Raw genomic sequence first — 13,551 nt, 5'->3', positions numbered from 1 at the left:
CAGGAGCTGTATCACGTGGCTAAACGGTTGGACCTGAAAGAGGTCAACATCTACTACGGCGCGTTCCATGCGGTAGCCGACGTGTCGCTGTCGGTCCTGCCGCGCAGCGTGACCGCGTTCATCGGCCCCTCGGGATGCGGCAAGACAACCGTGTTGCGCACGCTCAACCGGATGCACGAGGTCATTCCAGGCGCCCGGGTGGAAGGAAGCGTGCTGCTCGACGACGAGAACATCTACGGCGCCCGCATCGACCCGGTCGGGGTGCGCCGGGCCATCGGCATGGTGTTTCAGCGGCCGAATCCGTTCCCCGCCATGTCAATTCGCGACAACGTGGTGGCCGGCTTGAAGCTGCAAGGGGTGCGCAAGCGTCAGGTACTCGACGAGACCGCCGAGCACTCACTGCGCGGCGCAAACCTCTGGGACGAAGTCAAGGACAGGCTGGACAAGCCGGGCGGCGGACTGTCCGGTGGGCAGCAGCAACGTTTGTGTATCGCGCGGGCCATCGCGGTGCAGCCGGACGTGCTGCTGATGGACGAACCGTGTTCCGCGCTGGACCCGATCTCCACCATGGCGATCGAAGAGCTGATCAGCGACTTGAAGCAGGAGTACACGATCGTGATCGTCACCCACAACATGCAGCAGGCCGCCCGGGTGAGTGATCAGACGGCGTTCTTCAATCTGGAAGCGGTGGGCAAACCCGGGCGGCTGATCGAGATCGACGACACCGAGAAGATCTTCTCCAACCCCAACCAGCGCGCCACCGAGGACTACATCTCCGGCCGGTTCGGCTGAACCGCTCTAGTGGGTGCCGGTGGCTTGGAAGATCACCCGGCGCGCCACCTCGACCGCGTGGTCGGCGAAGCGTTCGTAGAACCGCCCCAGCAAGGTCACGTCCACGGCGGCGGCTACCCCGTATCGCCATTCCCGGTCCATCAGCACGCTGAACAGGTGCCGGTGCAGGTCGTCCATCGCATCGTCTTCTTCGCGGATGCGGGCGGCCTTCTCCGGGTCGCGGGTCTGCAGCACCTCTTGGGCGCTGTTGCCCAATTCGACTGCTACGCGGCCCATTTCAGCGAAGTAACCGTTGACCTCTTCGGGCAGGGCGTGCTGGGGATGGCGGCGGCGGGCGATTTTGGCGACGTGCAGAGCCAGCGCACCCATCCGGTCGATGTCGGCCACGATCTGGATCGCGCTGACGATCGCCCGCAGGTCACCCGCGACCGGAGCCTGCAGGGCGAGCAGCACGAAGGCACTTTCCTCGGCCTGCGCGCTGAGCGCCGAAATCCGCTCGTGGTCGGTGATGACCTGCTCGGCCAGCACCAGATCGGCTTGCAACAGGGCTTGGGTGGCCCGCTCCATGGCCAAACCGGCCAGCCCGCACATCTCGCCGAGCCGCTCCGACAATTCCGCGAGCTGCTCATGGTAGGCGGTCCTCATGATCAAAGCCTACGTTCTCTATGTGTAAATGCGGTGAAGCGGCTACTCGCAGGTAGTGTCGGCCGCGTTTGTGACCGTTAAATCCTCAGGTAGCCGGGTAGGCGTGCTGCTCGGATTGCGGCTGATCTGCATACTGACCGAGGAGCCGCTGGGCGGCGGGGTGCCGACGGAGCTGAAGTCCGGACCGAGTACCACCTGAACCACCGAGCCGATGCCGGTCACCCGCTCCACCTTCGTGGTGCCAAAGGCCGCGGCGACCGTCGCGGCGGCCTGCTCATTGCCGGGCGAGAAGAACACGGTCGTCGCCTTCAGCGAGCTCGGATAGTCGTCCGGGCTCATCACGTTGAACCCGTTGCGCTTGAGCTGACTGGCGGCGGTGGCGGCCAGGCCCTCGGTGCCGGTGCCGTTGGAGACCTGCACGGTGACTTCCTGCGGCGAGGTGGTGGTCACCTGCTCGCGGCGGGTCTCGTTGGTGGGCGCGGCCTCCGGTGCCTTCTTCGGGGTAGTCGGTGTGGTGGTCGACGTCCGTGACGCGCCCAGGCTCTGCGCGTTCTGGTCGTTTTCCAGCGGCAGTGGGTCGTCATTGATGATCGCGGTGAACAGCGCCTTCATGTCGGCGGTGCGGGGCGGTTCGTTGCCATCCTGGTCCGTGACGCCGGTCGGCACGGTGACGAAGGTGACGTGCCCGGCAGCCATGTGCTGCAACGACCGGCCCAACTCGACCAGGTCCTTGGTCTTGACGTTGTCGACGTAGCTGTTGCCGATGAACATGTTGACGACGTTGTTGAGCTTGTTCAGGTTCATCAGCGTGTCTTCGGAGATCATCGATCGCAACAACGAGGACAGGAAGAGCTGCTGGCGCTTGATGCGGCCGTAATCGCCGTTGCTCTCGGTGGTCACCTGCCGGGCCCGCACGTAGTTGAGCGCGGTCGGCCCGTCGATGATCTGCCGTCCGGCGTGCGCCAGCACGGTGCCGAGTTCGTAGTCCTTCAGCGGCGTCGTGCTGCACACTTCGACGCCACCCAGCGCCTCGACCATGCGCCCGAAGCCGACGAAATCGACGGCGATGAACCGGTTGACGCTCAGGCCGGACAGCTTCTGGACCACCTTCACCAGACACTTGGGTCCACCGAAGGAAAACGCCGAGTTGAGCTTGGTCTCGGTGTAGACCATCCGGGGACCGGTCTTGCCGGTCTTCGGGTCGTAGATGGGTCCGTACTTCCCGTCCTCGGGGTTCCAGGCCTCGCACTGGATCGGGTTGATCGCCAGGTCACGCGGGAACGACACGGCGACAACCCTTTTGCGGTCGGCCGGGATGTTGACCAGCATGACGGTGTCCGAACGGGCGCCGCCGGCGTCTTCGGTGTCACCGGCGCCGACGTTGGCGTTGGCGCCCAGCCGCGAGTCCATCCCGACGATCAGGAAGTTCTCGTCGCCGTATTGACCATTGGGGTCCACGATGTCGGACGAGCCGGGGTCGAGCGCGCTGACGGTGTTCAACTTGTCGTTCTTGGATGTGCTCCACTTCCACGCACCGCCGGTCATCACCAGCGACAGCAGCGCCACGATCGTCAGCAGCGAGCGGCCCGCGATCAGCAGCGGTCGCCGGCGACGCTTCCGGACGGGCTCGACGGGCGCCTCGGATTTTGGCGCCTTCTTGGGCCGGCGGGTCTCGGGCGCCCGGGTGCTGGGTTCGGGTGTCTTGCCACGCCGTTTGCGCCGCTGGCGGGTCGGCGCGGATGCCTGCTCCTCGTCCTCGGCGGGGTCGTGCGGGTAGTTCGCGGCGCCGAGGTCGGGCAGCTCGGAGAGCAGCTGCAGGGAGTACGCCGGAATCGGCAGGACCTGGGTGTCCAGCTTCTCGTCGATCTCGACGCCTTCGTCGGCGACGTTGTCGGCGACGTTGTCGGCGACCTTGTCGTCGGTGTGGTCGGACTCTGGTTCCGGTTCCGGCTCGAGCGCGTCGGAGTTGTCGGAGTCCTCGGCGACATGATGGTTCTTGGGACGCTCGGACACGGTGGCGCCGAGCTTGGCGATCAGATCGGCGACACTCAGGGCACCGTCGTTGTGGCTTCCCGCGGCCGGCTCGTCACCGTTCTCCTCGCGGGTGTCCCGCGCCTCCTCGGGCGAGCTGACCGGTCCGGCCGACCAACGGCACAAGTCCTCGTTGATATTCGGAGTGGAGAACCGTTCCCACGGCGCGGCGCCTCGCATCTGCTGCGGGTTTGGAGTAATCAGGTGATCATCGCCAGCGGCGCTGGAGGCGCGCCGATGGCCAGGAGTGGCGTCTTGGTCGCCGTCACTCATGTCCTACCGGCCTCCGAAGCTCTAGCTGCGGACGTCCACAATCCCGCGCTTGTTCACGCACAGACGTCAGCGCAGCGCCACTCTGATTGGCGCCGCGTTCTGCATTAAGGCTCACATCGTACTTTTTTCTGGGCTGAGACGCGATTTCAGCAGCGTCTCGGTTCGGCCACTCCTACTTGCGGATCAGCCGCCGGAATGCATCACGTCGGCGCCCTCGGGCACCCGGCAGTCGTCGGGGTCGGTGAGCCAGCCGTCGGGCAGCGCCACCCGGGCCGGCGAGCCCTGCCGCCCGCGTGGGCCGTTGCCGGCTTCGGGGAACGGAACGCCGCCGTCCAGCCGGCTCAGTAGCTCGTCGAGTTCGTCGAGCGTCTTGACCAGCGCCAATGCCCGCCGTAGATCGGATCCGGCGGGGAAACCGTGCAGGTACCAGGCGATGTGCTTGCGAATGTCGCGCATGCCCTTGTCTTCGCCGAAATGGGCGGCCAGCAGCGCGCCGTGCCGGCGGATGATGTCGGCGACCTCGCCGAGTGCGGGGGGAGTGGGCGCCGGGCTGCCGGTGAATGCGGCGGACAATTCGGCGAACAGCCAGGGCCGGCCCAGGCACCCGCGTCCGATGACCACACCGTCGCATCCGGTGCTGGCCATCATGGCCAGCGCATCGCTGGCGTCATAGATATCGCCGTTGCCCAGCACCGGGATGGTGCGTACCTCCTGCTTGAGCCGGGCGATCTGATCCCAGTCGGCGGTGCCGGAGTACCGCTGCGCGGCGGTGCGGGCGTGCAGCGCGACCGCGGCCGCGCCCTCGGCTTCGGCGATCCGGCCGGCGTCGAGATGGGTGTGGTGCTCGTCGTCGATCCCGATCCGGAATTTGACCGTCACCGGGATGTCCGTGCCTTCAGCGGCCCGCACCGCGGCCGCGACGATCTGCCCGAACAGCCGGCGTTTGTAGGGCAGCGCGGCACCGCCGCCGCGCTTGGTCACCTTGGGCACCGGGCAGCCGAAGTTCATGTCGATGTGGTCGGCCAAACCGTCGTCCGCCACCATCTTCGCCGCGGCGTAGGTGGTGTCCGGATCCACGGTGTAGAGCTGCAACGACCGCGGGGTCTCGTCCGGGGCAAACGTGGTCATGTGCATGGTGACCGGGTGGCGCTCGACGAGCGCCCGCGCGGTCACCATCTCGCACACATACAGCCCGCTGACCGTGCCGACCTTGGACTGCTCGAGTTCGCGGCACAGCGTGCGGAACGCGACGTTGGTGACTCCGGCCATCGGGGCCAGCACCACCGGGCTGGCCAGCTCAATGGGGCCGATACGCAACGGCTACCGCCCGCTCAGCGTCAGCTTGCCCGCCGTCTCATGCAGCTCGAATGCGGTGGTCTTCTTGCCGGTGCGTATTTCCCGGTCGAGTTGACGCTGCTTGGACGTCTCGAACTTCTCGCAGGACGCTTCCAGTTCCTCGACCAGCAGCCCCAGGTCGTCGCGCAGCGCGGCGGCCTCGCCGGTGAAGTCCTCACGCTCGAAAATGCGCCACTTCTTGAGCACCGGCAGTACGACATCGTTGAGGTGGATGCGCGGGTCGTACACGCCGCCGACCGCGATGACCACGGCCTTGCGCCGGAACTCGGGCACCTGGTACCCCGGCATCTGGAAATTGCGCAGCACCTTGTGCAGCGACCGCATCGCCTGATTCGGCGAAGCGTCCAAGCCGGCCGCCGTGACGTCGCGGTAGAAGATCATGTGCAGGTTCTCGTCGGCCGAGATCTTGGCCAGCAACTGGTCGGCGATCGGCTCGTTGCAGGCCTTGCCGGTGTTGCGGTGCGAGATCCGGGTCGCCAGTTCCTGGAACGTGACGTAAATGACCGAGTCGAACAGGCTCTCGGCGAACAGGTCGTCGCGAACCTGGTGGTTCTGGCCCGGGCTGAAGCCCCGGTTCACCACCTCGATGCGCAACTTCTCCAGTTCGTACGGGTCCACCGCGCGGGTGACCACCAGGTAGTCGCGCAGCGCGATCCCGTGCCGGTTCTCCTCGGCGGTCCACCGGTTCACCCAGTAGCCCCAGGGCCCGTCCAGCCCGAAGTTCATCGCGATCTCGCGGTGGTACGAGGGCAGATTGTCCTCGGTCATGAGGTTCTGGACCATCGCCACCTGGGCGATGTCGGAGAGCTTCGACTGCCCAGGCTCCCAGTCCTGCCCGCCGAGCGCGTAGAAGTTCTTGCCGTCCGACCACGGGATGTAGTCGTGCGGGTTCCAGTTCTTGTGCATGGATTCGTGCCGGTTCACGCACTTCTCTACGACCGGTTCAAGTTCATGGAGCAGCTGCAGGTTGGTCAGCTCGGCTGACATGGTCCCTCCAGTTATCTGTGTCTAATGGTTGCAGTCAATATATCTGTGTCTGTCAGTAGCATTCAAGTTTGGCCACGGTGTGGCACGTCACGATTCGGGCACGGCGCAAACCGGTGATTGGGTGCCCGATGCCCGAGGGCGTTAATCGCGGTCAGTCGTGCGGCGCGGGCTCGTGGCTGGCCGCCGTGGTGAGCAGCAGCTCCACACAGTAGTCAATGAATTGCCTTCTGCTGGCGCCCAGTTGCCCGTTCAGGTAAGCGGTGAACAGACCGGTCAGCGCGCCGATCAGGCTGGTGGCGACCAACTTCTGCACCACCGGGTCGACGATGCGGGACAGCTTGTGCTGGAGCAGTTCGATGAAGTTGGGCATCCACTCTGCGCCGGACACCACCAGGCCCGGCTCGACGGCCGGTGCCAGCAGCAGCACCCTCCCGCGCACCGGGTCGTCCACCATCAGGGCGACGAATTGCTCGACGGCTTCCCGCGGCGTCTTGGCGGAGTTGAGGGTGGCCATCGCGCGGGTGCATACATCGTCGTAGACGGCCCGGACGAAATGTTCGCGATCGGTGAAGCTCTCGTAGAAGTAGCGTTCGGTGAGGCCGGCGTGCCGGCACGCCGCGCGCACGGTCAGCGCCGGTCCGCCTTCGCTGCCGAGCAGCTGGACGCCTGCGGCGACGAGTTTGTCCCGGCGCAGGGCATGGCGGTCCTCCAGGGGAACCCCCGACCACCGCCCCCGTCGTTGACCCGGCTGCACTTCACTCCTAGACTCGGTTCTGACAACGTATGTAGTCAGAATTGCTGACAACCGAGGAATAACCAGTGACTCAAGATACGTCTGCCGCCTGCCCGGTTACCAGCGGTGACGACGCGGCGCCTGACGCGTCGACCGGTCTGGCCGGCGGCTGCCCGGTGTCGCCGGCGGGCTACGAGGCGCCGCCGACGCCGCTGGGCCCGGATTCGCTCACGTGGAAATACTTCGGTGACTGGCGCGGCATTCTGCAGGGGCCGTTCGCCGGATCCATGCAGAACATGCACCCCCAATTAGGAGCGGCCGTCGAGGATCATTCGACGTTCTTCACCGAGCCCCTGCCGCGGGTGATGCGCTCGCTGTATCCGATCGGCGGCGTCGTGTTCGACGGCGACCGCGCCCCGCAGACCGGCGCCGAGGTGCGCGACTACCACATCGAGATCAAGGGCGTCGACAAGCAGGGGCGCCGCTACCACGCGCTGAATCCCGATGTCTTCTATTGGGCGCACTCCACGTTCTTCATGGGCACCATCTTGGTGGCCGAACGGTTCGGCGGCGGGCTCACCGAGGCCGAGAAACGTCAACTCTTCGACGAGCACGTTCAGTGGTACCGGATGTACGGCATGAGCATGCGGCCGGTGCCGAAGTCCTGGGAGGAATTCCAGGAGTACTGGGACCACATGTGCCGCAACGTATTAGAGGACAACTACGCGACCCGGGCCGTGCTCGATCTGACGCTGTACAACAAGCTGCCGATCGCGCCCTGGCTGCCCGATTGGCTGTGGGGCGGCCTGACCAAGCTGTCCCGGCCGTTCTTCATCTGGTTGACAACCGGGTTCTACCACCCGGCCGTGCGCGAACGGTTGGGCCTTGACTGGACCCGGCGCGACGAGTGGCTGCACCGGCGCTTCGGCAACCTGGTGTGGGCGGTCTTCTCCTTGGTGCCGCCTCGGTACCGCAAGCATCCGCGCGCTCGCGCCGGTCTGGATCGCGCGAGTGGGCGCATTCCGGCCGACGCCCCGCTGCCGCAGACGGCGGCACGCAATCTGCCGCCGCTGGAAAACCGCGGCGACCCGAAGCACTACTGCCCGGTCGTCTGACTGTCAGTGCGAGTGGCTGTGCACCTCTTCTAAGCCGGCCTGATGCGCGTGGCCATGGGTGTGCTCGGTGCCGTCGTCGTGTGAGTGGGCGTGCTCATGCTCGACGTGCGCATGCTCGTGACTGGTGTGCGCGTGGCTGTGGGTCACGCCTTCGTGCTCGTGCTCGTGCTCGTGGGCGTGTGGCACGTCGTGGGTGTGGTCTGACATTTTCATTTCCTCCTACTCGGGGCTAATGGCGCGCCGAGCGTGAAGCACCCGACGGTTCACCGGGGTGTCGCGTCGCAGAATTCACGCTGAACGGCGGGGATTCGGCCTGGACGGCCTGCGGCCCGGCCTCCGCTCGGTGGTGGCGCGGGATGCCGGGGCCGGCGTGCTCGGCGTTGTACACGGCATCGATGACCAGCTGGCGCACGTGTTCGTTTTCCAGGCTGTAGAAAATCGTGGTGCCGTCGCGGCGGGTACGCACGAGCCGGGCCATCCGCAGCTTCCCCAGGTGCTGGGAGACCGAGGGCGCGGGCTTGCCCACGTGTTCGGCGAGCTCGTTGACCGACATCTCGTGGCTCGCCAGCGACCACAGCACCTGCACCCGCGTGGCGTCGGCGAGCATGCGAAAGATCTCGACCACCAGGCTGACCTGATCCGCGGGTAGCGGGACAGGTCTACTATCTGCGTGCATACGTAGATAGTAGATCAGTTGTCTATCGGTGGCGATCGGTGGCGCCGAGGGTGCAATACCTGACGCTTCATCCGCGTGTCGCGTCGCGAAACGCACACTCGGCGCCGCCGGGGCTACCCGTTCGGAACGACGGTGGCCGTGCGCCGGCCGCCGTTCCGTTCCTGCCAGAACCGGTACACCTCCACGGCCGCGTCGCTGGGCTCGTAGCGCATCGGCAACCGCCGGTCTTGCCAGTCCTTGGCGAACTCGTCGTAGAACGTCGCGAGCTCGAAGTACTTGCGGTCGTCGACGTAGTGCGGCTCGTAGGCGTCCCGCGACGTCAGGAAGACGACCTCGTCGGGCGAGCAGTAGTAGAGGGAGCCCAGGCACATTGGACAGGGGTGTGCGAGCACGTAGATGGTCGTGCCGATCAGGTGCTCGGTGCCCAACTTGGTGCACGCGGCGCGGATCGCGAGGATCTCCGCGTGGGCGGTCGGATCGTTGGTCTGCGCCAGCTTGTTGGCGCTCTCGGCCAGCACTTCACCGTCCTTGACGATGACGGTCGCGAACGGCCGCCCGCCTTCGGCGACGTTCTGGCGGGCGAGGTCGATGGTCCGCTGGGCGAAGTCGGTCACCCTCGTGATACTAACTAGATTGTCTATATTTTTTGAATCAAGAGGAGACAATGGTGCGTACCGATCGGGATCGCTGGGACCTTGCGACGAGCGTCGGTGCAACGGCCACCATGGTCGCCGCCCAGCGTGCGTTGGCCTCCGATCCGCAGTTCGCGCTGATCGACGATCCGTTCGCCGCGCCGCTGGTGCGCGCGGTAGGTATCGACGTCTACACCCGGCTCGTCAACGGGGAGATCCCGGCCAACGAGGATTCCGAGTTCGACCCGGAGCGGATGGCCAGGGGGATGGCCTGCCGGACCAGGTTCTACGACCAATTTTTTCTGGACGCCACCCGCAGCGGCATCGCTCAGGCGGTGATCCTGGCGTCCGGTCTCGACGCGCGCGCCTACCGGCTGCCCTGGCCGGCGGGCACCGTGGTCTACGAGGTCGACATGCCCGAGGTGATCGACTTCAAGACCCTGACGCTGAGCGAACTGGGCGCCGAACCGACCGCCGAGCGCCGCACTGTGGCCGTCGACCTGCGCGACGACTGGGCCTCGGCCCTCAAGGACGCCGGATTCGACACCGCGGCGCCGTCGGCGTGGAGCGCCGAGGGGCTGCTCGTCTACCTTCCCGACGACGCCCAGGATGCGTTGTTCGACAACATCACCGCGTTGAGCGCACCGGGCAGCCGGTTGGCCTTCGAGTTCGTCCCCGACACCCGGATCTTCCAGGACGAGCGCTGGCGCTCTCACCACGATCGGATGAGCGAACTGGGCTTCGAGATCGATTTCAACGACCTCGTCTACCACGCCGAGCGCAGCCACATTCTGGACTATCTGTCCGGCAGTGGCTGGCAGACCGCGCCGCAGACCGTCGCCGAGCTGCATGCAGCCAATGGCTTCACATATCCCGACGACGAGCTCGCGACCGCGTTCGCCGATGTCACCTACACCAGCGCGGTACTGAAGCCGTAGCGCCTACTGGGCGCTGCGGAGCAGTTCGTCCTTCAGCCGCGTGGTGAGCATGTCCTGGAACACCGTCTGCGCGGGGGCGTACAGCTCCCGGAAGGTCGACAGCAGCGCGTCGCGGTTGTACTCCGGGATCGCACCGGTCGGCGGGGTCCAGAAGCTGTCGATGTCCATCAGGAAGAACTGACCGGTCTGGGCCGGCGTCACGCGCCGCAGGTGGTAGCTGGCGTCGAGCGCCTGACCGACCCCCGGGCCGTACCGGACGATCAGGGACCGGCCGGGCTGGGCTTCGCGGTACACCGCGGCTCCCTGCCACTCCGTCAGCGTCAGTCCGCCGGGCGCCAGGCGCTGCGGGCCGAGCAGGCTCTCGTCGATCCAGTTGGTCCACTCGATGCGACCGTCGACGCCGGCGGGCACCCGGATCTCCAGCACGTAGCGCAGGCCGATCCGCTCGACGCCGACGATGGAGGAGACCTGCGAGCGCGCGTCCACGACGCGCATGGCGACGTCCAGGAAGGTGTCGAAATTGCTGTAGGCACTGGTCTCGACGACGATCGCCTGGCTCTTCAGCGACGCGGCCGTGGTGTTCTCGCGGTTCGAGTAGCGCACGAAACGGTCGGCGACCGGCTGCGGGGGCTGACCGGGTGCGGCCATTCCCCACTGGACGTCCTGGGCCTGGCGTTCGATCGGCAGGTCGGTGACCAGCTGTTGTTTCAGTTCCCGACTTGCCGATTCGGTGAGCGTGTCGGTGGCCGGATGACGAATTTCCAGCGTTACGAGGGCTACGGGGGCGTTGGGTTGGACTTCAGCGGGATTCACGTCCGGAAGCATAGCCGCGAGCATAACCATGCGGGCGGCATTCAAACGGACCGCCCTAATTCGTCGTCTGCGGGTCGTCGGCTCAGGTTGCCGGCTTCGGTTGCCGGCAGGGGTCGCAACCCGGTCGGTGCCCCCAGTAGGACTCGAACCTACGACCTGCGGATTAAAAGTCCGTAGCTCTACCAACTGAGCTATAGGGGCGGCGGAGACTCAGGATACTGTGTGCCCGGCTGGGCCTCGTTTGAGGATTAGGCCCGGGGTGACCTAAGCTGGCTTGGCTCCCAACGGTGATCACGTTGCGAGTGCCCCGGAGAGATTCGGTTCTGGCCCCCTTCGTCTAGCGGCCTAGGACGCCGCCCTTTCAAGGCGGTAGCGCGGGTTCGAATCCCGTAGGGGGTACTTGCGACGCGGGCTACCGTGGAGCAGAGCAAGGCCCTGTGGCGCAGTTGGTTAGCGCGCCGCCCTGTCACGGCGGAGGTCGCGGGTTCGAGTCCCGTCAGGGTCGCCAGCACGGCGAGGCACACGCTGCCTGCCGGCTTCCGGCCAGGTAGCTCAGTCGGTACGAGCGTCCGCCTGAAAAGCGGAAGGTCGGCGGTTCGATCCCGCCCCTGGCCACCATCAAAACTCCTACGGACTCGGGAACGGCGTCCCGGTCAGAATCGTGTCGGCCGACTCGACCAGCACGGTGAGCTCCAAACCGCCGGTCAGCGTTAGCAATCCGACGTTCGCGGCGATCGGATTGCCGACGGCGTTGATCAGCCCCTGCACTGGCTGGCCGTTGACCGCCTGCAACAACCCGTCCAGGAACAAGTTGGCGTCATACGACGGCAGCGACACCAGCGCCGCGGTGGCGAGGTCCGCGGTCGGCAGCAGCGTCGCGTAAGCCGTCGAAAATGCGTTCGTCGCAGACCCAACGACCGCTGTGTTGGCCGACTGAAGCCCGAGCAGCAGGTCCGATACCGACGGCGGCCCGGTGGGCAGCGTCAAACCACCGGTCGCGGGCAGCAGGTCCGCCAGCGACGGCAGCTGCAGCGGACCCATCGTCGAGAGGTCTCCTGCCGCAGCGGCGATCCCCTGCGGTATCCCCTGCAGGATCGCGGGGCCCAGGGCCGCGGTGGCGCTCAGTGGCGGCAGGAACCCGAACGGGGTGGGCACGTTGGCCGGGCCGGTGGAATAACCGAAGTTCGGATCGCCGTAGCCCCAGTTGACGATCGGTTTCAGCACCGGCTGGACCAGGTCCGCGAGAGGGTTCCCGATGAACGGGATGGCCCGGATCGGATCCAGCAACGGCAGATTCTGCGTCGGAATCATGTAGTACGTCGTCGTAGTCGGTCCCTGCGTCGGTAGGACGATCGCCGAAGCCAGCTGCGCCGCCGTGACACTGTCGTAGGTCGTGTGCACCGTCACCATGCCGGCCAGGGCGTTCAAATCGGAGATGATGTTGATCGGGTATCGCGGGAAATCCGCCCAGCCGTCGTATTCGAGGGTGTAGCTCAGGGTGTTGAACGAATTGCTGGGCGCCGGTCCCAGCGTGGTGATGCCCAGACTCGGCAGGCTGAGCCCGGGGAAGCGCGCGTCCCAACCGCCATTGGGATTCATCGAGTTGCCCAGCAGCACAAAGTTGATCGGTAGCGAACTCGGCGTCCCGGTGGGATCCAGCAATTGCATTTCCAGCGACGCGATGTTGGCACTCTGCGAATAGGCCACGATGTTTAGCGCATTTCCAGCGGCGAGTTGCTGCTGAATCGCGTTGTTCAAGATTGTGACGCCCCGGGCAATTGCCACATCCGACGTCAGGTCTTTGATCCCACTGTCCGGGAATTCGCCGGCCGGCAGCGCAAGCGCCTGAACCAGGCCCGCGGGGAAATGCGGTTCGAGGTACTTCGCGACCACGTTGGCGACGAAGTCGGCCGGGGGTATCGGGGTTCCGCTGCCGTCCATGACCAGCGTGACCAACCCGCCTGTCCCGCTACCGCCCAGCAGCGGGGTGGTGAGCGCGCTCACATTCGCGGCCTCCGCGGCTGTGTACGCCTGACCGGCCGCGGTCAACGACTGCGCGAACTGCTGATGCATCGTTGCCATTTGTGAAATGACCTGATGGCCTTCCTCGGCGAAGGCATTGAACAGGCCGGCGATCGCAGTCGAGACCTCGTCGGCGGCCGCCGAGACCAGGCCCGTCGTGGCGCGTGCCGCGGTAGTGCCGGCGTCGTGGACTGCCGTTCCGACGGCAGCGACTTGCGCTGCAGCCGAGGCCATTAACTGTGGTTCGGTCAGCACATACGCCATGCAGCTATCCCTACCACCGCGGTAGGGACGCTGTGCGGAGCCGCGACCGGCCCTCAGTCAATTCCCAGTTAGCGCAAAGAAATTGGGCCGCTCAGCTGGCTACGGGGTCCGACCAGGTCGACCCGGAAGAATTGCTGTCCGTGCGGTGGACCCGAGTCCACGCCGAGCCGTGCGGAAAGGTCGTCGTGAATGGCGTCGCCGTGAACGGCATTGCGTTGAAACCCTGATTGCCAGGAAATGCCTCGCCGGGGGAGCAGAATGCACAAAGTGCGGG

Annotated in this window: 13 protein-coding genes and 4 tRNA genes; 6 read left to right on the top strand and 11 right to left on the bottom strand. The window is 66.0% G+C overall.

Annotation, left to right across the window (positions count from 1 at the left end):
• The first annotated feature begins 15 nt into the window (after positions 1-15).
• On the top strand, positions 16-792 hold the full coding sequence (pstB, locus tag A5645_RS05090) for a phosphate ABC transporter ATP-binding protein PstB (protein ID WP_065128670.1): 777 nt from the start codon (positions 16-18) through the stop codon (positions 790-792).
• A 6-nt stretch (positions 793-798) separates the two neighbouring features.
• Here the strand turns inward: pstB and phoU are convergent, their stop codons facing one another.
• The 5 genes from phoU to A5645_RS05065 form a co-directional block, all read right to left on the bottom strand.
• Complete coding sequence (gene phoU, locus A5645_RS05085; protein ID WP_065036682.1) at positions 799-1,437, bottom strand: phosphate signaling complex protein PhoU; 639 nt, start codon at positions 1,435-1,437, stop codon at positions 799-801.
• A 42-nt stretch (positions 1,438-1,479) separates the two neighbouring features.
• Positions 1,480-3,741: an LCP family protein gene (locus A5645_RS05080; protein WP_155767857.1), complete on the bottom strand. Its 2,262-nt coding sequence runs from the start codon at positions 3,739-3,741 to the stop codon at positions 1,480-1,482.
• Between the two features lie 183 nt (positions 3,742-3,924).
• Positions 3,925-5,058, bottom strand: coding sequence for a tRNA dihydrouridine synthase DusB (dusB, locus tag A5645_RS05075; protein WP_065128666.1), 1,134 nt, complete (start codon positions 5,056-5,058; stop codon positions 3,925-3,927).
• Positions 5,059-5,061: 3 nt separating this feature from the next.
• Positions 5,062-6,084: an acyl-ACP desaturase gene (locus A5645_RS05070; protein ID WP_065036685.1), complete on the bottom strand. Its 1,023-nt coding sequence runs from the start codon at positions 6,082-6,084 to the stop codon at positions 5,062-5,064.
• Between the two features lie 151 nt (positions 6,085-6,235).
• Positions 6,236-6,838 (bottom strand): TetR/AcrR family transcriptional regulator, encoded by a 603-nt coding sequence (locus A5645_RS05065; RefSeq protein WP_065036686.1) that lies wholly within the window; start codon positions 6,836-6,838, stop codon positions 6,236-6,238.
• Between the two features lie 65 nt (positions 6,839-6,903).
• Here A5645_RS05065 and A5645_RS05060 point away from each other — a divergent pair, with 65 nt between their 5' ends.
• Positions 6,904-7,932, top strand: coding sequence for an oxygenase MpaB family protein (locus A5645_RS05060; protein WP_065036687.1), 1,029 nt, complete (start codon positions 6,904-6,906; stop codon positions 7,930-7,932).
• Between the two features lie 3 nt (positions 7,933-7,935).
• Here the strand turns inward: A5645_RS05060 and A5645_RS05055 are convergent, their stop codons facing one another.
• The 3 genes from A5645_RS05055 to A5645_RS05045 form a co-directional block, all read right to left on the bottom strand.
• A complete protein-coding gene (locus A5645_RS05055) occupies positions 7,936-8,145 on the bottom strand; it encodes a zinc transporter Slc39a7 (RefSeq protein WP_436405469.1) in 210 nt (69 codons plus the stop codon).
• Positions 8,146-8,161: 16 nt separating this feature from the next.
• Complete coding sequence (locus A5645_RS05050) at positions 8,162-8,608, bottom strand: ArsR/SmtB family transcription factor (RefSeq protein WP_081288168.1); 447 nt, start codon at positions 8,606-8,608, stop codon at positions 8,162-8,164.
• A gap of 113 nt (positions 8,609-8,721) precedes the next feature.
• Positions 8,722-9,222 carry a nucleoside deaminase gene (locus tag A5645_RS05045; protein ID WP_065128664.1) on the bottom strand — a complete coding sequence of 167 codons (501 nt, stop codon included), beginning with the start codon at positions 9,220-9,222 and terminating at the stop codon, positions 8,722-8,724.
• A 50-nt stretch (positions 9,223-9,272) separates the two neighbouring features.
• Here A5645_RS05045 and A5645_RS05040 point away from each other — a divergent pair, with 50 nt between their 5' ends.
• Entirely contained in the window at positions 9,273-10,178 is a 906-nt protein-coding gene (locus tag A5645_RS05040; RefSeq protein ID WP_065128662.1) for an SAM-dependent methyltransferase, read from the top strand.
• A 3-nt stretch (positions 10,179-10,181) separates the two neighbouring features.
• On the opposite strand, the gene A5645_RS05035 is transcribed toward A5645_RS05040, so the two are convergent.
• Positions 10,182-11,003 (bottom strand): TIGR04255 family protein, encoded by an 822-nt coding sequence (locus A5645_RS05035; protein ID WP_065036690.1) that lies wholly within the window; start codon positions 11,001-11,003, stop codon positions 10,182-10,184.
• A gap of 116 nt (positions 11,004-11,119) precedes the next feature.
• A tRNA-Lys gene (locus A5645_RS05030) sits at positions 11,120-11,192 on the bottom strand.
• Positions 11,193-11,317: 125 nt separating this feature from the next.
• On the opposite strand from A5645_RS05030, the gene A5645_RS05025 reads away from it, so the two are divergent.
• From A5645_RS05025 to A5645_RS05015, 3 genes are all read left to right on the top strand, one after another.
• Positions 11,318-11,390 (top strand) — tRNA-Glu (locus A5645_RS05025).
• Positions 11,391-11,422: 32 nt separating this feature from the next.
• Positions 11,423-11,499, top strand: a tRNA-Asp gene (locus A5645_RS05020).
• 33 nt (positions 11,500-11,532) lie between these two features.
• A tRNA-Phe gene (locus A5645_RS05015) sits at positions 11,533-11,609 on the top strand.
• A 9-nt stretch (positions 11,610-11,618) separates the two neighbouring features.
• Here the strand turns inward: A5645_RS05015 and A5645_RS05010 are convergent.
• Positions 11,619-13,277 (bottom strand): PE family protein, encoded by a 1,659-nt coding sequence (locus tag A5645_RS05010; protein ID WP_065128660.1) that lies wholly within the window; start codon positions 13,275-13,277, stop codon positions 11,619-11,621.
• Positions 13,278-13,551 lie beyond the last annotated feature (274 nt).

It is taken from the genome of Mycobacterium asiaticum (assembly GCF_001673635.1).
GTDB lineage: Bacteria > Actinomycetota > Actinomycetes > Mycobacteriales > Mycobacteriaceae > Mycobacterium > Mycobacterium asiaticum_C.
This window is presented reverse-complemented; position numbering and strand designations above follow the sequence as displayed.